The sequence below is a fragment of the Cryobacterium shii genome, assembly GCF_004402595.1.
GTDB lineage: Bacteria > Actinomycetota > Actinomycetes > Actinomycetales > Microbacteriaceae > Cryobacterium > Cryobacterium shii.
Genome location: NZ_SOFY01000049.1, coordinates 83,205 through 102,012, shown reverse-complemented (window position 1 = coordinate 102,012; position 18,808 = coordinate 83,205). Strand labels below are relative to the sequence as shown.

General features: G+C 69.2%; 17 protein-coding genes. 5 read left to right on the top strand and 12 right to left on the bottom strand.

The window, feature by feature from the left end; genetic code table 11:
• Positions 1-7: 7 nt before the first annotated feature.
• The 6 genes from ypfJ to E3O49_RS09495 form a co-directional block, all read right to left on the bottom strand.
• Positions 8-892, bottom strand: a complete 885-nt coding sequence (gene ypfJ / locus E3O49_RS09520) for a KPN_02809 family neutral zinc metallopeptidase (protein WP_134367879.1) — start codon at positions 890-892, stop codon at positions 8-10.
• A gap of 9 nt (positions 893-901) precedes the next feature.
• On the bottom strand, positions 902-1,858 hold the full coding sequence (gene pip, locus E3O49_RS09515) for a prolyl aminopeptidase (protein ID WP_134367877.1): 957 nt from the start codon (positions 1,856-1,858) through the stop codon (positions 902-904).
• Positions 1,859-1,940: 82 nt separating this feature from the next.
• Positions 1,941-4,088 carry an acyl-CoA dehydrogenase family protein gene (locus E3O49_RS09510; protein ID WP_134367910.1) on the bottom strand — a complete coding sequence of 716 codons (2,148 nt, stop codon included), beginning with the start codon at positions 4,086-4,088 and terminating at the stop codon, positions 1,941-1,943.
• Between the two features lie 322 nt (positions 4,089-4,410).
• On the bottom strand, positions 4,411-4,989 hold the full coding sequence (locus E3O49_RS09505; protein ID WP_134367875.1) for a class I SAM-dependent methyltransferase: 579 nt from the start codon (positions 4,987-4,989) through the stop codon (positions 4,411-4,413).
• A gap of 76 nt (positions 4,990-5,065) precedes the next feature.
• Positions 5,066-7,078: a DNA helicase RecQ gene (gene recQ, locus E3O49_RS09500; RefSeq protein WP_134403082.1), complete on the bottom strand. Its 2,013-nt coding sequence runs from the start codon at positions 7,076-7,078 to the stop codon at positions 5,066-5,068.
• 80 nt (positions 7,079-7,158) lie between these two features.
• Positions 7,159-7,773 carry a copper resistance CopC family protein gene (locus E3O49_RS09495; RefSeq protein WP_134367871.1) on the bottom strand — a complete coding sequence of 205 codons (615 nt, stop codon included), beginning with the start codon at positions 7,771-7,773 and terminating at the stop codon, positions 7,159-7,161.
• A 61-nt stretch (positions 7,774-7,834) separates the two neighbouring features.
• Here E3O49_RS09495 and E3O49_RS09490 point away from each other — a divergent pair, with 61 nt between their 5' ends.
• The 5 genes from E3O49_RS09490 (at position 7,835) to E3O49_RS09470 (ending at position 13,631) form a co-directional block, all read left to right on the top strand.
• Positions 7,835-8,800 (top strand): EamA family transporter, encoded by a 966-nt coding sequence (locus tag E3O49_RS09490; protein ID WP_134367869.1) that lies wholly within the window; start codon positions 7,835-7,837, stop codon positions 8,798-8,800.
• Between the two features lie 146 nt (positions 8,801-8,946).
• Positions 8,947-10,131, top strand: a complete 1,185-nt coding sequence (locus E3O49_RS09485) for an ABC transporter substrate-binding protein (protein ID WP_134404738.1) — start codon at positions 8,947-8,949, stop codon at positions 10,129-10,131.
• 2 nt (positions 10,132-10,133) lie between these two features.
• On the top strand, positions 10,134-11,006 hold the full coding sequence (locus tag E3O49_RS09480; protein ID WP_160141074.1) for a branched-chain amino acid ABC transporter permease: 873 nt from the start codon (positions 10,134-10,136) through the stop codon (positions 11,004-11,006).
• 4 nt (positions 11,007-11,010) lie between these two features.
• Positions 11,011-12,927, top strand: a complete 1,917-nt coding sequence (locus E3O49_RS09475) for a branched-chain amino acid ABC transporter ATP-binding protein/permease (RefSeq protein WP_134367864.1) — start codon at positions 11,011-11,013, stop codon at positions 12,925-12,927.
• On the top strand, positions 12,924-13,631 hold the full coding sequence (locus E3O49_RS09470) for an ABC transporter ATP-binding protein (protein ID WP_134367862.1): 708 nt from the start codon (positions 12,924-12,926) through the stop codon (positions 13,629-13,631). The genes E3O49_RS09475 and E3O49_RS09470 overlap by 4 nt, the downstream gene beginning before the upstream one ends.
• A 460-nt stretch (positions 13,632-14,091) precedes the next feature.
• On the opposite strand, the gene E3O49_RS09465 is transcribed toward E3O49_RS09470, so the two are convergent.
• The 6 genes from E3O49_RS09465 to paaA all read right to left on the bottom strand — a co-directional run bounded on the left by E3O49_RS09465 (position 14,092) and on the right by paaA (position 18,766).
• Positions 14,092-14,865, bottom strand: a complete 774-nt coding sequence (locus E3O49_RS09465; RefSeq protein ID WP_134367860.1) for an enoyl-CoA hydratase/isomerase family protein — start codon at positions 14,863-14,865, stop codon at positions 14,092-14,094.
• 80 nt (positions 14,866-14,945) lie between these two features.
• Entirely contained in the window at positions 14,946-16,127 is a 1,182-nt protein-coding gene (paaE, locus tag E3O49_RS09460; RefSeq protein ID WP_134367858.1) for a 1,2-phenylacetyl-CoA epoxidase subunit PaaE, read from the bottom strand.
• Between the two features lie 2 nt (positions 16,128-16,129).
• Positions 16,130-16,657, bottom strand: a complete 528-nt coding sequence (gene paaD, locus E3O49_RS09455; protein ID WP_134367856.1) for a 1,2-phenylacetyl-CoA epoxidase subunit PaaD — start codon at positions 16,655-16,657, stop codon at positions 16,130-16,132.
• A complete protein-coding gene (paaC, locus tag E3O49_RS09450; protein ID WP_134451418.1) occupies positions 16,651-17,481 on the bottom strand; it encodes a 1,2-phenylacetyl-CoA epoxidase subunit PaaC in 831 nt (276 codons plus the stop codon). The genes paaD and paaC overlap by 7 nt, the downstream gene beginning before the upstream one ends.
• A complete protein-coding gene (paaB, locus tag E3O49_RS09445) occupies positions 17,478-17,783 on the bottom strand; it encodes a 1,2-phenylacetyl-CoA epoxidase subunit PaaB (protein ID WP_104102564.1) in 306 nt (101 codons plus the stop codon). Before paaB ends, paaC begins: the two co-directional genes overlap by 4 nt.
• Positions 17,783-18,766, bottom strand: a complete 984-nt coding sequence (paaA, locus tag E3O49_RS09440) for a 1,2-phenylacetyl-CoA epoxidase subunit PaaA (protein WP_134367852.1) — start codon at positions 18,764-18,766, stop codon at positions 17,783-17,785. Before paaA ends, paaB begins: the two co-directional genes overlap by 1 nt.
• Positions 18,767-18,808: the final 42 nt, after the last annotated feature.

Genomic DNA, 18,808 nt, shown 5'->3' with positions numbered 1-18,808 from the left:
GCGGCAGTCACAGCTCCGCGTCGGCCGGGGCGAACGTGTCGCAGCTGGCGGCGCCGCCGCCGAAGCCGGTCTGGAACCACCGCTGGCGCTGGGCGCTGGAGCCGTGGGTCCAAGCCTCCGGGTTCACCTGCCCCGAAGTGGCCGCCTGGATGCGGTCGTCTCCGACGGCGGATGCCGCGCTGAGCGCATCCTGGATCTGCGCCTCCGTGATCGGTTTCAGGAAGGGCACCCCGCCGGCGTCCCGGGTCTCGGAGGCCGCTCCGGCCCACGCGCCGGCATAACAGTCGGCCTGCAATTCCACCCGCACCGCGTTGGAAGCGGCCCCGGTCTGCCCGTCCTGGGACTTCTGGAGGGTTCCCTCCAGGTTCTGGATGTGGTGGCCCCATTCGTGCGCCACGACATACATTTCGGCCAGCGGGCCGCCCGACGAGCCGAACCGGGTGCGGAGATCGTCGAAGAACGCGGTATCGATGTAAATGGTCGCGTCGGGCGGGCAGTAGAACGGGCCGGTGGCGCTCGATGCGGCGCCACAGCCGCTGTCCGTGCTGTCGGTGAACAGCCCGACCGGCTGCGGCTGCTGGTAGGCGACGCCGAGCAGGGGCAGTTCCTCCGTCCAGTAGGTGTCGAGGGATGCCGCGGCACCCTTCATCCGGCATCCCACGTCGGCGTTGGCCTGCGCGCCGGTCGTGCACTCGGCGAGGTTCGAGACGCTGCCGGGCTCGACGGCCGACTGGCCGCCCCCGGCGAGCCCGGTCAGGTCGACGCCGAGGAACTGGGAGAGCAGGAACAGGGCGAGCACGCCCAGCCCGCCGCCGCCCACGGCGACGCCTGTCTTCCGGCCTCGCTTGCTGACCCGGCCGCCGCCGATGTTCGCGTTGTCGTTGAAAGTCATGGGAAGAAGTTACCCTGCGAACCGGTCGGTTGCCTCGATGATGGCGTCCAGGTTTCCGGGTTCGTCGAAGGAGTGACCGGCATCCGGGATCAGCCGGAAGTCGGCTTCGGGCCAGTTCTGGTGCAGGTCCCAGGCGGTGAACGCGGGGGTGCACATGTCGTAGCGGCCCTGCACGATCACGCCGGGGATGTCCCTCAGACGGTCGGCGTCGCGGATGAGCTGGTTCGGTTCGAACCAGCCGGAGTTGGTGAAGTAGTGGTTCTCGATCCGGGCGAAGGCCACGGCGAAGGCCGGTTCGGTGAAGTGCGCGATCGTGTCGGGCTGCTGCAGCAGGGTGATCGTCGACGATTCCCAGGTGGACCAGGCGATCCCGGCCCGTTCGCGCACGAACTGGTCCGGGTCGTGCAGCAGGCGCCGGTAGGCCTGGATCAGGTGGCCGCGCTCCTCCACCGGGACCGGGGCGATGAAGCTTTCCCACAGGTCGGGGTAGATCGCCGCGGCGCCGCCCTCGTAGAACCAGTCGAGCTCCACCGGACGGAGCGTGAAGATGCCGCGGAGGACGAGTTCGGTGACGCGTTCGGGATGCGTCTCCGCGTAGGCGAGGCTGAGGGTGCTGCCCCAGGAGCCGCCGCAGACGAGCCAGCGCTCGATGCCGAGGTGCTCGCGCAGTTTCTCGAGGTCGGCGACGAGGTGCCAGGTCGTGTTCGTGCTGAGGTCGGCATCCGCTGCGCTCGCGTGCGGCGTGCTCTGGCCGCAGCCGCGCTGGTCGAAGAGGATGATGCGGTACTTCTCGGGGTCGAAGACGCGGCGCTGCTTGGGGCTCGACCCGCCGCCCGGTCCCCCGTGCAGGTACACGGCCGGCTTTCCGTCGGGGTTGCCGGATGCCTCCCAGTAGATGGTCTGCCCGTCACCGACCTCGAGGAGTCCGGTTTCGTAGGGTTCGATCTCGGGATAAAAGGTACGCATCCCCCGAGCCTACGGGGCGAGGGTTCCCGTTCCGGTCGAGAGTGACCCGCGGAACGGGCACTCTCGACCGGAACGGGGACTGCTAGCCGGCCTTCGGGGACTGGGCGGGCTTCTGGGGCTTGTGCGACTTCTCGGGGACGGGGGCCTGCCCGGAGGCACGCTGGCCGCGGTAGTAGTCGCGGGCCTCGTCCTGGCGCTCCTGCTCCGCGCCGCTCGCGATCGCGGACCGGAGGTGCTCCGGGCTGTAGCCGAACGCGTCGACCAGGTCGACGGCGTGCGGGCGCAGTCGCACGATGATGCGGTCGATGTAGGACGTCACCGACTGTGCGCGCCGCGCCGAAAGGCGCCCGTTGATCAGGTACCAGGCCAGGTGCTTCTCGAGCAGCCCGAGACCGAAGAGGTCGCGCAGCCAGGTCAGGACCTGCTTCGTGCCGGCATCCTCAGTGGTCTCCACCGCCCGGGTGAAGGCCTCCCACTGCAGCAGCTCCCCGTGGGAGCGGGCCGCCTCGATCAGCTGGTCCTGGTTGGCGTTGAACAGGGCCGCGGCTTCTTTCGCGGGCAGCCTGCCGGCCGGGCGGAGCTTGCCCGCGATCTCCGCGATCATGGTCTCGACCCGGTCGGTGAGCAGCTCGCGCTGCACCTCGGCATCCCGGAGGTGGCCGACGGAGCGGGCCGTCGACCCGAAGTCGGTGAGCACCTGGGCGAGGCTGCGGAGACCGGAGCCGTGATAGGCGCGGCCCGCAGCCTGCTGCACGACGTAGCGGGCGAGGACGCCGGGGCCGGCCGAGGCGAACCTGCGGCTGTAGTCGGTGAGCAGGCGCTTGGCGACGAGCTGGAGCAGGACGTTGTTGTCACCCTCGAAGGTGGCGTACACGTCCAGGTCGGCCCGCAGCCCGACCAGCCGGTTCTCGGCCAGGAAGCCGGCCCCGCCGCAGGCCTCGCGGGCCTCCTGCAGGGTGTCCAGCGCGTGCCAGGTCGACAGGGGCTTCAGCGCGGCGGCGAGGGTTTCCAGGTCCTGGATGTCGGCATCCGTGCTCGCCGTGCCGCTGAAGACCTGGTCGAATTTGACCAGGAACTCGTCGTGGGCGAAGGTGTGCGCGTAGGTGGTGGCCAGGCGCGGCAGCAGCCGGCGCTGGTGGCGCTGGTAGTCGAGGATGACCTCTTCGTCGGTGTCGCTGCCGGCCGTGAACTGGCGCCGCTGGCTGCCGTAGGTGATGGCGATCGTCAGGGCCATCGCCGACGCCTGGGTGGCGGCTCCGTCGAGCGAGACGCGGCCCTGCACGAGGGTGCCGAGCATGGTGAAGAAGCGGCGGCCGGGGCTGGCGATCGGGCTGCTGTAGGTGCCGTCCTCCGCGACGTCGCCATAGCGGTTGAGCAGGTTCTCGCGCGGGATGCGCACCCCGTCGAAGTGGAGCCGGCCGTTGTCGATGCCGTTCAGGCCGCCCTTGAGACCGTCGTCCTCGCCGCCGATGCCGGGCAGGAACGTCCCGGATTCGTCGCGGATCGGGACCCAGAAGGCGTGCACGCCGTGGTTGACGCCGTCGGTGATCAGCTGGGCGAAGAGCACAGCGGCGATGCCGTCCTTGGCGGCGTTGCCGAGGTAGTCCTTCCACGCCGCGCGGAACGGGGTGTCGATGACGAACTCCTGCGTGGCCGGGTCGTAGGTGGCCGTCGTGCCGATGGCGGCGACGTCGGAGCCGTGGCCGGTCTCGGTCATCGCGAACACGCCGGGCACCTCCAGCGTCATGATGCCCGGCAGGTAGGCGTCGTGGTGCTTCCCGGTGCCGAGGTGCAGCACCGCAGCCCCGAACAGTCCCCACTGCACGCCCGCCTTGATCTGCAGGCTCGGGTCGGCCGTGACCAGCTCCTCGAACCCGGCGATGTTGCCGCCGTGGTCGTCGGCGCCGCCGAGGTGGGCCGGGAACGCGCGGTGCACGTGTCCGTTCTCGGCGAGGATTTTGAGCTGACCCAGCACGCGCGCACGGTGCTCGGCCATGGATTGGCCTTCGATCCGCTGCAGGTCGGGGCGGGCGGTGAGCTCGCGGGCCTTCAGGCGCACGTCCGCCCAGGTGCCGAGGAGCCGCCGGTTCAGCGACTCCAGGTCAATCGTGGGAGCGCCGGACTGGCCGGCGATCAGCACCGGGCCGGTGTCGACGCCGGGGGTCACGGCAGGGGTTCCCGTGGGGCGGGCGGGGGTCTTGTTGCTGGAGCGCTGGGCAGTGTCAACCATCATTGGTCCTTCGTCTTCGCGCGAACTCGAAATTTTCTTATACGTTAGGTCGCTCGTGCAAGCGGGGGAAATAGTGCGTGACGGGGCTACAACAAAGCATGCTCGGCGCGGCATCCGTCTTGTAGCTTCCCCACAATGCTTACCGGCCTGGCTTCACCCATACCCACAAACGGGGCGGGTTAGGGCTCCCCTCCGGCGCCCTCCCGCCCGAACCAATTCGACGGAGATTTTGCCGAAACGAACCCAGAAATGGCCGAAAACGTGGTTTTAACTCAAAATCTCCGTCGAATTGGTTAGAGCCGGGCTGGGCGTGGGGGCAGGGTCAGGCGCGGGCGATGACGTGGAAGACGTGCCAGTGCCGGGGACCGAACGCGGACTGGCCGGGGCGGTCGTCTTCGATCACGTCGACGAGGTCCAGGCCGGCCAGCAGGGCATCGACCCCTTCCCGGTCGTGGAAGTTCATGTCGGCGCGACCGGCCCAGGCGTCGTGGGGGCCGAAGAACTCGCCGGCGAACCAGGCGCCCGGGTTCAGGGCTCCGCGGATGCCCGTCCAGAGCCCGGGGAACGCTTTCGGGTCGCAGAAGGGCAGGGAGAAACCCGCATAGACGAGATCGGCGGCGGGAAGCGCGGGGAAGTCCTCGAACCGCGCCGAATGGAAGGTCAGGCGCTCGGCCCGGGGGCGGTCCAGGGCACCCCGCACCCGCGCCTCGGCGCCCGGGTCGGCGTCGAACGCGTGCACGCGCCAGCCGGCGGCGAGCAGGTGCCGGGTCTCGGTGCCCTCACCGCAGCCCAGGTCGACCGCGGTGCCCGGCCCCGAGTCGCCGCGCAGGCCCAGGGTGCGCAGCAGCACCGACCGCGGCGGCCGGCCGGTCTGCGTGTCGAAGTACTCGGTCCAGTCCATGACTCATGTTCTACTCGGTCCGGCGCCATTTCGCCGGTTCACGGCAGGACCGGGATCGGTGCAGCGGCGACGCGGGTCAGGCGCCGGCCGCGACGACCTCGAGGATGGCCGAACCGTATGCTTCCAGCTTCTTGGCGCCCACGCCGGAGATGCCGTCCAGGTCGGCCAGGGAGACCGGCCGGGTCGCAGCGATTGCGAGCAGGGTGGCGTCGCCGAAGACGATGTACGCGGGCACGCCCTGCTCCTTGGACTGGGCGGAGCGCCAGACCCGCAGCGCCTCGAACAGCGTGCCCTGTTCCGGGCTGAGATCGGCCGCGGCCGCCTTCGCCGCACCCTTGCGCACGCCGGCGGCCGGGCGGGCGGCGCGTTCGGGCTCGGTACGGAGCTCCACGGTGCGGCGGCCCGCGAGAACCTCGGCCGCGGCATCCGTGAGCACCAGGGTGCCGTATTCGCCGGAGGTGGCCAGGAAGCCCTGGGCCAGCAACTGCCGCACGACGCCGCGCCACTGCTGGTCGCTGAGGTCGGCGCCGATCCCCCAGGTGGCCAGCTGGTCGTGGCTGTGCTGGGTGGTGCGCGGGGTGACCTTGCCGCGCAGGATGTCGATCAGCTGGCCGGCGCCGAAGCGCTGGTTGCGCTCCCGGAGCAGGCGCACCACGGTGGAGAGCAGTTTCTGGGCGGGGACGGTGCCGTCCCAGCCGACGGGGGGCTCGAGGCAGGTGTCGCAGTTGCCGCAGGGTTCGCTGGACTGGCCGAAGTAGCGCAACAGGTTCACCCGGCGGCAGCTCACGGTCTCGCAGAGCGCGAGCATCGCGTCGAGGTGCGCGGAGAGTTTGCGGCGGTGCCCGAGGTCTCCGGGCGACTCGTCGATCATGCGGCGCTGCTGCACGACGTCCTGCAGGCCGTAGGCGAGCCAACCGGTGGAGGGCAGGCCGTCGCGGCCGGCGCGGCCGGTCTCCTGGTAGTAACCCTCGACCGACTTGGGCAGGTCGATGTGGGCGACGAAGCGCACATCCGGCTTGTCGATTCCCATCCCGAACGCGATGGTGGCGACGATGATCACGCCGTCTTCGCGGAGGAACCGGGACTGGGTGCGGGCGCGCAGGCCCTGGTCCAGGCCCGCGTGGTACGGCAGGGCGTTGAGACCGTTCTGCCGCAGGAAGTCGGCGGTCGCCTCGACGGTCTTGCGGCTGAGGGCGTAGACGATGCCGGCATCCGTGGGGTGCTCGGCCTTGATGAAGGCGAGCAGCTGCTTGCGCGGCTCGGCCTTGCCGACGATGCGGTACTGGATGTTCGGCCGGTCGAAGCTGGCGACGAAGTGGCGGGCCTCACCCAGCTGCAGGCGGGTGGTGATCTCTTTGTGGGTGGCGTCGGTGGCCGTGGCGGTGAGGGCGATGCGGGGTACGTCGGGCCAGCGGTCGGCGAGCTCGGACAGGGCCAGGTAGTCGGGACGGAAGTCGTGCCCCCACTGGGAGACACAGTGTGCCTCGTCGATGGCGAACAAGGCGATGGTGCCGCGGTCGAGGAAGCGTTTCGTGGCTTCGGAGGAGAGCCGCTCGGGGGCGACGTAGAGCAGGTCGAGGTTGCCGGCGAGGTAATCGCGTTCGACCTGGCCGCGGGCGGCGGCATCCTGGCTGGAATTGAGGAATGCGGCGCGCACGCCGACCGCGGTCAGCGCGTCGACCTGGTCCTGCATCAGCGCGATCAACGGCGAGATGACGATGCCGGTTCCCTCGCGCACCAGGGAGGGGATCTGGTAGCAGAGGCTCTTGCCGCCGCCGGTGGGCATCAGCACGACCGCGTCACCGCCGCCGATCAACTGGTCGATGATCGCGGCCTGCTCGCCGCGGAAGGAGTCGTAGCCGAAGACGGTGTGCAGCGCCTCGGCGGCGGTCCCGAATTTCGCGGAGGCGCGGCGCGGCGGGGCGACCGCCGGACGCTGGGGGGCCGGGCCGGCGCCGCCCAGGCCTGCCGGGGCGGACTCCCACGCGGTCGCGCCGCCGGAATAGCCGTCGGGTGGCGGGGGTGCGTCGAACTCGTCGGGTGGTTCGAACTCGTCAGGATCCCACGGTATTTCGGCGTTCCAACTCACCCGGTAACTCTACCTGCGACCTCCGACACGGCCGCCCAGGAGCCGACAGGAGTGACGTGCTATTCGGGCTGCGCGGGCGATCATGGTGTGCGCCGGGTGCGGCGGCGGATCGCGAAGAGGGCGACGGCCCCGGCGAGGACCACTGCGGCGGCAGCGGCGGAGATCCAGGCGGCGTCGGGAACGGTGCCCCCGGGCTCGGCCGGAGCGGCTGTGGCATCCGTCGACCCGGCGGCCTGGCCGCAGGTCGGCACCGCCGCAGACCCGGCCGCCAGGGCCTGCCCCTCGGCCGGCTGCCAGGTGAACGAATACTCCTCGGACACCGGATGCCCGTCGGCCGACACCGCCTGCCAGGTGACGGTGTATTCGCCCGGCTGCCCGAGCTGGGCCGTGGTCTCGATGCTGGGACCGGCCAGCGTGACGCAGCCGTCGCCGTAGTACAGCGGCGTGGTCGCGTCCGCCGGACCGCTGATCGCCATGGCGCGACCGGAACCCTCGCCCAGGTCGACCAACTCGTCGTTCGTCGTCACCCGGAACATCCCGGGCTGCTCGGTGACGACCGCGCCCTCCGCCGGCGAGTACTCGACCGCATCGTTGTGCGCGAGCGCCGGGGAGGCCGACCAGCCCAGCGCCGCCGCGACCAGGCCGGCACCCAGGAGCACTCGGACAGATCGGCGCTGAACCTTGTTTCTTCGCATTACTCGAGCCTAAGCCGCCGCGGGCGGCGGCATGGGCCTCCGATCGGTAGGCTCTGGTTCTATGCTTACCGCTGTTCTGGGCCTGACCGGCGCGCTCATTTTCGGCAGCGCCGACTTCCTGGGCGGCCTGGCCGCCAAGCGCATCAGTTCGGTGCTGGCGACGGCGGTCGCGGCGACCTCGGGGCTGGTCGCCCTGCTGCTCTTCCTGCCGTTCGTGGGCGGAGCCTGGTCGGCCGAGGCCGTGCTCTGGGGCGCGGCGTCCGGAGTCAGCGGCGCCATCGCCATCTCCCTGCTCTACGCCTGCCTCGCGATCGGGCCGATGAGCATCCTCTCCCCCCTCACCGCCGTGGTGTCGGCGGTGGTGCCGGCGACCGTGGGGCTCGCGGGCGGCGACCGGCTGGCTCCGATCGGCTACTGGGCGCTGGGTCTCGCCCTGCTCGCGGTTGTGCTCGTTGGCTTCGTGCCGGAGCGCGGCGCAGTGCGGCCGAGCCTGATCGGCGTGCTGATGGCACTGGGTTCGGGAGCCATGATCGGCGCCTTCATGATCATGATCGACCTGACTCCCGAGGACAGCGGACTCGTTCCACTGGTGCTGAACCGCGCGGTGAACGGGTCGATCATGTTCGCCGTCGTCGGGCTGCTTGCCCTGGTCGCGCTGCGCCGGCGCCGCGCGCTCACGGTCGCCGGGACCCTGCCGGCGACGACCGGCGAGGCGGGAGCCGACGCGATCGCGAATGCCAGTGCCGACACCCAGACGAATGCCGACGCCACGTCCCACCGCCGGTCGACCCTGTTCATAGGCCTGCGCCTCGCGGCCGCCTGCGGCGTGGTCGATGTGGTCGCCAATTTCCTGCTGCTGCTGGGCATCCGTGCCGGTGATCTGAGCGTGATGAGCGTATTGACGGCCATGTATCCGGCCGGCACGATCCTGCTCGCCGCCGTGGTGCTCCGGGAACGGATCGCCCCGGTTCAGTGGCTGGGCCTGGCGCTGGCACTGGCGGCGGCCGGCATGCTCGCCCTGGCCTGACGGCGCGGAACGTCACCCACTCGTTACCAACGAGTACGTCCGAGACCCTTGCCCCGAACGATGGCGCCACGATACTGTCAGGCCACACCTGAATTAGTGAACGACTGGTCGGTCACTAATTATCTGTTCCTCTGAAGGAGATTCCAATGAAGAAGTCTCGTCTGCGTTTCATCGCGCCGATTGCCGTCGTCACAGCCCTTGCGCTGGCCGGATGCAGCACCTCGAACCTCGGGGGAACGGCTGACGCCGACCCCGCCGCGGAGGCAGGGCCGATCAAGATCGGCGCCGTTCTCGACGTCACCGGCGTCGGCGCCAGCCTCGGCGTCCCCGAGCAGAACACCCTCACCATGCTGGCCAAGCAGCTCAACGCCGACGGCGGCATCGACGGCCGCGACGTCGAGCTCACGATCGTCGACAACCAGTCGACCGAAGACGGCGCGGCCAAGGCCACCAGCAAGCTGATCGAGAGCGACAAGGTCGACCTCATCATCGGCGCCTCACGCACCGGGCCCAGCCTGGCCATGCGCCCCATCGCCGAAGCCGCGAAGGTCCCGATGATCTCCGTCGCCGCCAACATCGCCATCGTCGAGGGCTCCCAGTGGGTCTTCAAGACCGCGCAGAACGACGTGGTGGTGATCGAGCGCATCCTCGACGACGCCAAGGCCAAGGGCTACACCAAGCTCGCCCTCGTTCGCGACGCCACCGGATTCGGCGAAGGGGTCGCGGACTACATCACGAAGCTCGGCGCCGAGCGCGGCATCACCCTCGTCATGACGGAGGCCTTCGAGCCGAGCGCCACCGACTTCACCCCGCAGATGACCAATGTGCGCGGCTCGGACGCGGACGCCGTCATCATCTGGGGCATCAACCCCTCCGCCGGCCTGGCCCAGAAGGCCTACGTGCAGCTCGGCGTGAACAAGCCGGTCTACCACTCGCACGGCATCTCGAACCAGGCGTTCTTCGACGCTGCCGGTGACGCCGCCAACGGCGTCATCGCCCCGATGGGCCGCCTGCTCGTAGCCGACCAGCTGGCTGCCGACAACCCCCAGAGCACGGTCATCGACCAGTTCAAGGCGGACTACAGCAAGGCCTACAGCGAGCAGCCCTCCGGTTTCGCCGGCCACGCATTCGACGCCTGGCACATCGCCGTGAACGCGATCGACGCGGTCGGCACCGACCCCGAGGCCCTGCGCACCGAGCTCGAGACCGCCAAGTGGACCGGCATCTCGGGGGTCTTCAAGATGACCGCGAAGAACCACTCCGGCCTTGACGCCTCCGCCCTCATCCTGGCTGAGGCCGAGGATGGTCGCTGGAACCTCCTCAAGGACTGATTGTGCTCACTGATTTCCTGCAACTGACGGTGGCAGGGCTTTCACAGGGATCTGTGTACGCCCTGCTCGCCGTCGGGCTGATCGCCGTCTACACCGTGCGCCACGTCATCAACATCGCCCAGGGCGAGTTCGCGATGCTGGCCGGCCTGGGCTCCGCCTGGCTCGTCGCGGCGGGCATGCCCCTCTTCCTCGGGGTGCTGGTCGCCATCCTCACGGTGACCCTCGTGGCCATCGCGATGGAACGGCTGATCATCGCGAGGGTGAAGAAGCTGACTCCGCTCACGTCCATCATCCTGACCCTCGGCGTCTCCACGCTGCTGCAGGCGATCATGTTGCTGGCCTGGGGTCCGGAGGCCAAGGGGGTGCCCCTGTTCCCGGGGACCAACATCCTGATCGGTGGCGTGAGCATCCGTTCGCAGGAATTCTGGATGATCGGCGCCCTCGTCGTGGTCGGCGGGGGAATCGTGCTCTTCTACGAGAAGTCCCGCTGGGGCAAGGCGTTGAGGGCGTGTGCGGAGCAGCCCGTCGCGGCGCGCATCGTGGGGATCTCCCCCGTTGCCGCGTCGGTGCTGGCGTTCGCGATTGCAGGATTCGTCGGGGCGGTCGCCGGTGTGGTGGCCTCCCCGATCTACCTCTCCCTCTGGTCCGGTGGCGTGCTGCTCGGGCTCAAGGGCTTCGTCGCCGCCGTCCTCGGCGGATTCGTCTCCTTCCGTGCGGCGATCGTCGGGGCACTCCTGCTCGGCATGATCGAGGCCTACGTGGCCGGCTATGTCGCATCCGGCCTGAGGGACGGCGCCGCCTTCCTCATCCTCATCCTTGTGCTCGTCGTCCGTCCCCAGGGCCTCGTTCTCAAGCCCACAGCGGTCAGGGTGTAGCGAAATGACACATGCAACCACACCGGTCCCCGCCGGGATGCGCTCCCCCGGAGCCCGTTTCTGGATGAACAACAAGAGCATGCTCATCGGCTGCGGCGTCCTCGTCGTTCTGATGATCGTGGTCCCCTTCACGGCCAGTTCCTCGGTCATGAACATCGTCGTGTTCGCGATGATCTTCGCCCTGCCGGCCATCGGGCTCAACCTGCTGATGGGCCTGGCCGGGCAGGTCAGCCTCGGGCAGGCCGCGTTCTTCGCGATCGGTGCGTACACGCACGCGATCTTGCTGACCAAGCTCGATCTGCCCGGTCCGGTCGCGGCCACCATCGGCGTCCTCGCCGCGATGCTGGTCGCCCTGCTCGTCGGCCTTCCGCTGATGCGCCTGCGCGGCCACTACCTCGCGTTGGCGACCCTGGGACTGGGCTTCATCGTGATGATCGGCGTGCGCGAATGGGACGTCACCGGACGCACCACGGGCATCTACGGCATCTCGCGGCCCACGGTCTTCGGGATCCCGATCGACAACAACGGGTTCTTCCTCTGGTTCGTGACGCCGTTCGTGGTGATCGGGCTGATCCTGGCCCTCAACCTCACCCGCAGCCGCGCCGGTCGCGCCCTCTCGGCCGTCAACGACTCCGAACTCGCCGCCGAGAGCCTCGGCGTCAACACCTACGCCCTGCGGCTGAAGGTCTTCGTGCTCTCCGCCGGGTTCGCCGGCCTCGGCGGCGTCTTCTACGCGTACCAGGTCGCGATCGTGAGCCCGTCGACCTCCGAATTCCACCTGTCGGTCTCGATCCTGCTGATGGTCGTCATCGGTGGCCTCGGATCGGTCTGGGGCGCCGTCGCCGGCGCCTTCCTCGTTCAGTTCCTCGGCGAGGGCATGCGCGACATCATCCCGGCCATCTTCCCCGGCGCCACCGGCGAGGTGCAGCTGCTCGGCTACGGCATCGTGCTGATCCTGGTGATCCTGCTGCTCCCCGGCGGCCTCTTCCAGGCCGCGACCACCCTGTGGCAGAAGCTGCCGTTCGGGGGGAAGCGCCCGCCCGTCGACGCGCATGCGCACGCCGCTGAGGACGACACGACGATCCCGCAGCTCCCGGCGGTCAGCACTCCGGTCGCGGCCGGCGAGCCGATCCTCGTGATCTCCGGCCTCACCAAGCGCTACGGGGGTGTCGTCGCTGTCAACGATGTCAGCCTCTCTGTGCCGGCCGGCAGCATCCTGGGTCTGATCGGGCCCAACGGTGCCGGGAAGACGACCTGCTTCAACATGATCTCCGGTGCCCTGACCCCGACTTCCGGCACGGTCACGTTCCTCGGTCAGGTCATCTCCGGCCGCAAACCGCACGTGGCCGCCGCGCACGGGCTGACCCGCACGTTCCAGAACCTGCAGGTGTTCACGTCGACGGATGTCGTCGGCAATGTGTACATGGGCCGGTATCGCAAGGGCAGCGCCGGCGTGCTCCGCGGCATGCTGGGACTGCAATCGAGCGAGCAGAGCGCCCACCGCGCCGCGTCCTACGAGATCCTGGCGTCGATGAGGCTGACGGATGCCGCGGACGACTCGGCCTCGGACCTCTCGTTCGGCAAGCAGCGCATCATGGAGGTCTGCCGGGCCCTGGCCGCCGAGCCGGCCCTGCTGCTGCTCGACGAGCCGATGGCCGGCCTGTCCGGCGCGGAACGCGACGTGATGGCCGAGCTGCTGCGGCGGTTGCGGGCCGCCGGGCTCACGATCGTGCTCGTCGAGCACGATGTGGCGCAGGTGATGAGCCTCGCTGACCACGTCGCGGTTCTCGACGACGGCGTGCTCATCGCACACGGAGACCCGGAGTCGGTTCGCAACGACCCGGCCGTCGTGGTTGCCTACCTGGGCACGGACCTCGATGAGGCCGAAGCGGAACTGATCGAGTTGGAGGAGCACGCATGACGCTAATCGTTTCCGGCCTCGACGCCGGCTATGGGAAGCTCGCGGTGCTGCACCAGGTCTCCTTCGAGGTGGCGCGCGGGGAAATCGTGGCCGTCGTTGGTTCGAACGGGGCCGGCAAGACGACCCTGCTGCGGGCCGTGAGCGGCCAGATCCGGCCCACCGCGGGCAGCGTGACCCTCGAGGGCCGCACGATCACCGGCAAGCCCTCGGAGAAGATGGCGGGCTTCGGCCTGACCCACGTGCCCGAGAACCGGCTCTGCTTCCCCACCCTCTCGGTGCGTGACAACCTGATGCTGGGCGCCTGGACGAAGAAGGGCAACGGTGACGTCGAGTCGATCCTCGATTTGTTCCCCCGGCTGCGGACCCGCATGGGTCAGGCCGCCGGTACGCTCTCGGGCGGCGAGCAGCAGATGGTGGCCATCGGGCGCGGCCTGATGGCCGACCCGACCGCGATCATGCTGGACGAGCCGTCGATCGGACTGGCGCCGAAGGTGGTCGCCGAGATCATGGAGGTGCTCTCCCGGCTCTGCGTCGAGAAGCAGCTCGCGGTGCTCCTCGTGGAACAGAACGTGCGCGCCTCGTTCAAGATCGCGCATCGCGCGGTCGTCATGCACCGAGGACGGGTGGCGCTCACGGGGACGCCGGCCGAACTGGTGGAACTGCCCGAGGTGCACAACGCGTACCTGGGCGGCGCGGCCGCGTAGCGGGCCGGTTGCGAAGCGCGGGCTGCCCACTACGGCAACGCACGCGAGCTCGAAGGAGGAGGGGTGCGCATCTGCGGATGCGCACCCCTCCTCTGTTCTCGCCCGGGGCATCCGTCGTCAGGCGGGGGGGGGGGGGGGGCTACGCGGGTGCTGCGCCGCTTCGCGCATGGCGTGCCACCAGCGCAGCGGCGTAGGACGCGCGTGGCCGGGACGCGCGGGGATGATCCGGTCAGTCGCGGCCTCTGAACGCGGCCGGCATTTAGGCCCGCCGGGCACGGGCAACTAACGAATTCGACGGAGATTTTGCCAAAAATTGCCCCGAACACCTCCGGAAACCCTTTTTAACGCAAAATCTCCGTCGAATTGGTTCACACGACATCGGGTCTGGCGGTTAGGGTGAGCGGGGTGAGCGGGGTGAGCGGGGTGAGCGGGGTGAGCGGGGTGAGCGGGGTGAGCGGGGTCAGTCGCGGCCGGTGAAGACGGGCTTGCGCTTCTGCTGGAAGGCGGCAAAGCCCTCGCGATAGTCCGCGGTGTCGCAGAGCGCCGCCTGGGCCCGGTTCTCCGCCGCGACACTCTGCCAGAGACCGAGGCGATCGTCCCGGAGGGCGCGCACCAGTTCCTTGCTGGCGAGGAACGCCTGCGTCGCACCATGCGCGGCCCGCTCGGCGGCCCGCTCCGTGGCATCCGTGACCTGGTCGGCCGGGAAGACCTGGCTGAACAGGCCGGAGGCCACGGCCTCCGCTCCCGACATGAGGCGGCCTGAGTAGATCAGGTCGAGCGTGCGATGCGCGCCGAGCCGCTCCACGAACAGGGCGTGCCCGCCCGAGTCGAGGGTGGCGCCGAGGTTCGCGAACGGGGACCCGATCTTCGCGGTGTCGGCGACGTAGACGACATCCGTGGCGATCAGCAGCCCGAGGCCCACGCCGAGGCACGCCCCGTGCGCGGCGGCGAAGGTGGGGGCCGGGAACGCGCTCATCCGCTGCAACAGCGGGGTGACGAGTCCCCCCAGGAAACCCATCACGTCGTCGTCGCGCGGGTCGACGCCCGAGATGTCGCGGCCGGCGCAGAACGCCCGCCCCTCGCCGCGCAGCACGAGGGCGCGCACACCCGCCGCCTCCGCGGTCTCGTAGGCGGCCTCGAGGTCGGCCAGGGCCGCCTGGTCGAGGGCGTTCAACTTGTCCGGGGCGTTCAGGACGACGTAGGCAACGTCGTCCGTGATGGTCAGATCGATCACGGGAACCGCTTTCTGCGCTTGCGCGCCGTACCTATTTATTAGCGCTTCAACGCGCGCTTTTGCTGGCGCTCCAACGGGCGCTATACGTCGTAGTCGACGACGACCTTGTCGGTCGTGGGGTGCGACTGGCAGGTGAGCACGTAGCCGCGGGCGATCTCGTCGGGCTCCAGGGCGTAGTTCTCGGTCATCGTGACGTCACCGCTGACGAGCTTGGCGCGGCAGGTGCCGCACACTCCCCCGGCACAGGCGAACGGGACGTCGGGGCGCACGCGCAGGGCGGCGTTCAGGATGCTCTCGTGCGCGTTGACCGGCGTGGTCACCGTGGCGCTCTCGCCGTCGAGGGTGAACTCGATCTCGAAGGTCTTGTCGCCGATCCCGACGATGACCGGCCGCCCGGTGTCGCCGGCGGCGTGCGTCGGCTCCCCGGTCGTGAACAACTCGAACCGGATGTGGCTCGGCTCGACGTCCACGCTCTCCAGGGTGTCCCGGCACAGCTGCACCAGCTCGAACGGGCCGCAGAGGAACCACTCGTCGACCGCGGCGGGACGGATGATGTTGGCCAGCATCAGGCGCAGCTTCTCCTCGTCGATCCGGCCGGAAAGCAGCGACGAGGACCGGGTCTGGCGGGAGAGCACGTGGTGCAGTGCCAGCCGGGCCGGGTACTTGTCCTTGAGGTCGGCGAGTTCGTCGAGGAACATCACGTCGAGTGCGGTGCGGTTCGTGTAGACGAGGGTGAAGCGCGAGCTGTCGGAGCGTTCGAGCACCGTGTGCGCGAGCGACATCAGCGGCGTGATGCCGCTGCCGGCGGCGATGCCGACGATGTGCTTGTCGTCGAGGGAGTCCAGGGCGGTGGTGAAGGTGCCCTGCGGACTCATCACGTCGATCTGGTCCCCGGCGCGCAGTTCGGTGTTCGCCCAGCTGGAGAAGACGCCGCCGAGGTCGCGCTTGATGGCGACGCTGACCGATCCCACCGCGCGGGGGCGGCAGATCGAGTAGCTGCGGCGCAGCTCGCGGCCGTCGATGGTGGCGCGGAGGGCCAGGTGCTGCCCGGGGTCGTAGTCGAACTCCCCCTGCAGCTCCTCGGGGACCGCGAAGGTCACCTCGACGCTGTCCTGGGTGAGCTGGCGCACGTCGGCCACGGTCAGGGTATGGAACCGGGCGCGGCGTTTCGTGCCCGCGGCGGGGGCGCCCTCGTCGGAGCCCTCGTCGAGGACGGTGACGGTCGTTCGGGAATCGGTACTGCCCAGATTGAGTGCGGCCATGGTTACAACACCTTGAAGTAGTCGAACGGTTCGAGGCAGTCGCGGCACTCGTAGAGTGCCTTGCACGACGTCGAACCGAAGCGGGCGAGTTCCCGCGTATTCAGTGAGGAGCAGCGCGGGCACTTGACCGCGAGCTGGAGCCGGACGGTGCCGGTCGGGCGCACGCCGGAGTGACCGGTCGGAGCGGCGATGCCGTAGCTGACCAGCTTCGCCTTGCCCTCTTCGCTCATCCAGTCGGTGGTCCAGGCCGGGGAGAGCACGAGCTCCACGGTGACGTTGTCATAGCCGGCGCCGGTGAGCGCCGTGGTGACGTCGTCGCGCATGGCTTCCATCGCCGGGCATCCGCTGTAGGTCGGCGTCAGGATGACGTGGGTGCCGTCCGCGGTCACGGCGACCGACCGCAGCACGCCGAGGTCCTCGATCGTGAGCACGGGCACCTCGGGGTCGCAGACCTCGGCGGCGATGTCCCAGGCCCGTTGCGAGGCCGCGTCGCTCGGGCGCGGACGGGCGATCGATGCCACGTCTACCATTTCGCGTCGGGGTGCGCCCGGGCCAGCACCTGCATCTCGGCGAGCAGCGGCCCGAGGTTCTCGGAGTGGTCGCCGCGGCGGCCGCCCCCGGAGGAGATGAAGCCGCGGGGAACCTCGAGCTCGGCTTCGGCGAGGACGGGGAGCATGGCGGCCAGAACCGTGGCCTCCAGGGTGGACGGTCGAACGGCGACGCCCTCGAGCCGGTCGATCAGCGGCTCGTCGATGAAGAGCTCTTCGACGAACGGCCACAGGTCGGAGAGGCCCGTGATCATGCGCCGGCGGGATTCCTCGGTGCCCTGCGCGAGGCGCAGCACCCATTGGATGGAGTGGTCGCGGTGGTAGTCGACCTCCTTGACCGCCTTCGCGGCGATCGCGGCGAGCGTCGCATCCGTCGACTCCATCAGAGCGCTGTACAGCTCGAACAGGTAGTGCGCGGCGATGAACTGTCGGGCGATCGTGTGGGCGAAGTCGCCGTTGGGCTGTTCGAACAGGTGCGCGGAGCGCCACTGGGGTTCGTCGCGCCAGTAGGCCAGGTCGTCCTCGGTGCGGTCCGATTCGGCGCCGGCGTAGTGCAGCAGCGAACGGGCGTGCCCGATCAGGTCCAGGGCGATGTTGCCGAGGGCGATGTCCTCTTCCAGTTCAGGGGCGCGGGAGATCCACCAGCCCAGGTTCTGGGCCAGAACCAGGGAGTCGTCGCCCAGCCAGAGCGCGTATTCGGCGACGTCGTGCGAGGCGACGGATGCCGCTTCGACCAGTTCGGCGGAGAGCTCGACCTGATCGACGTCGACGTGGCCGTATGCGTCCTGCTCGATGGTGTCGCTCACAGGTGCTTCACCCCTTCACTCTTCGTGTAGTAGCTGGCGTGGCGGTAGTTCTTGCCGGCGGGCGATTCGAAGAACGCACCCTTGGCATCCGGGTCGCTCGTGGTGATCGCGTCGGCGGGCACGACCCAGATCGAGACACCCTCGTTGCGGCGGGTGTAGAGGTCACGGGCGTTGCGCACCGCGAGGGTGGCGTCGGGGGCGTGCAGGGAGCCCACGTGGGTGTGGCTGATTCCGCGGCTGGAGCGCACGAAAACCTCCCAGAGGGGCCAGATCTCCTTCTCGGATGCACCGGGAGCGCTCATTATGCGACCGCCTTCACGGCCTGCTTCGCGGCGTACGCGGCAGCAGCCTCACGCACCCACTGGCCCTCGTTGTGTGCGTCGCGGCGGCGCTGGAGGCGCCGCGCATTCGCCGGCCCGCGGCCCGCGAGGACCTCGTGGAATTCGGTCCAGTCGATTTCACCCATGTCGTACACACCTTTTTCTTCGTTCCAGCGCAGGTCCGGGTCCGGCAGCGTGACGCCGAGCACCTCGGCCTGCGGCACGAGCATTCCGACGAAGCGCTGGCGCAGTTCGTCGTTGGAGAACCGCTTGATGTTCCAGGCCATCGACTGCGCCGAGTTGGGCGAGTCGTCGTCGGGCGGTCCGAACATCTGCAGGGCCGGCCAGTACCAGCGGTTGACCGATTCCTGGGCCATCTCGCGCTGGGCGGGCGTTCCGTTCATCAGCTCGAGCAGGATCTCGAAGCCCTGGCGCTGGTGGAAGGACTCTTCCTTGCAGATGCGCACCATGGCGCGGCCGTACGGGCCGTAGGACGCCCGGCACAGCGGCACCTGGTTGCAGATCGCGGCGCCGTCGACGAGCCAGCCGATCGAGCCCATGTCGGCCCAGGTGGGGCTCGGGTAGTTGAAGATCGACGAGTAGCGGGCCTTGCCGGCAATCAGCTGCTCGGTCATCAGGTCGCGGCTGATGCCGAGGGTCTGCGCGGCGGAGTAGAGGTAGAGACCGTGACCGGCCTCATCCTGCACCTTGGCCAGCAGGATCGCCTTGCGCTTCAGGCTGGGCGCCCGGGTGATCCAGTTGCCTTCCGGCTGCATCCCGATGATCTCGGAGTGCGCGTGCTGGGAAATCTGCCGGATGAGGGTCTTGCGATAGCCCTCCGGCATCCAATCGCGCGGCTCGATTCGTGAATCGGCGGCAATCAGGTCGTTGAACTGCTGTTCCTCGGCGGAGACCGTGTCGGTACTCTCCGGGGCGATAGCGTAGGGAACTGGCGGGATTGTCATCTTTGACTCCTGGGCTTGGCGAAGTTTTACCAACCGATCGTT

Coding starts and splice junctions, on each gene's coding strand:
- E3O49_RS09470 (WP_134367862.1), top strand. CDS start 12,924: ATGACGCTAATCGTTTCCGGCCTCGACGCCGGCTATGGGAAGCTCGCG.
- paaB (WP_104102564.1), bottom strand. CDS start 17,783: ATGAGCGCTCCCGGTGCATCCGAGAAGGAGATCTGGCCCCTCTGGGAG.
- E3O49_RS09495 (WP_134367871.1), bottom strand. CDS start 7,773: ATGCGAAGAAACAAGGTTCAGCGCCGATCTGTCCGAGTGCTCCTGGGT.
- E3O49_RS09475 (WP_134367864.1), top strand. CDS start 11,011: ATGACACATGCAACCACACCGGTCCCCGCCGGGATGCGCTCCCCCGGA.
- E3O49_RS09485 (WP_134404738.1), top strand. CDS start 8,947: ATGAAGAAGTCTCGTCTGCGTTTCATCGCGCCGATTGCCGTCGTCACA.
- paaE (WP_134367858.1), bottom strand. CDS start 16,127: ATGGCCGCACTCAATCTGGGCAGTACCGATTCCCGAACGACCGTCACC.
- E3O49_RS09510 (WP_134367910.1), bottom strand. CDS start 4,088: ATGGTTGACACTGCCCAGCGCTCCAGCAACAAGACCCCCGCCCGCCCC.
- E3O49_RS09505 (WP_134367875.1), bottom strand. CDS start 4,989: ATGGACTGGACCGAGTACTTCGACACGCAGACCGGCCGGCCGCCGCGG.
- paaD (WP_134367856.1), bottom strand. CDS start 16,657: ATGGTAGACGTGGCATCGATCGCCCGTCCGCGCCCGAGCGACGCGGCC.
- E3O49_RS09490 (WP_134367869.1), top strand. CDS start 7,835: ATGCTTACCGCTGTTCTGGGCCTGACCGGCGCGCTCATTTTCGGCAGC.
- pip (WP_134367877.1), bottom strand. CDS start 1,858: ATGCGTACCTTTTATCCCGAGATCGAACCCTACGAAACCGGACTCCTC.
- paaA (WP_134367852.1), bottom strand. CDS start 18,766: ATGACAATCCCGCCAGTTCCCTACGCTATCGCCCCGGAGAGTACCGAC.
- ypfJ (WP_134367879.1), bottom strand. CDS start 892: ATGACTTTCAACGACAACGCGAACATCGGCGGCGGCCGGGTCAGCAAG.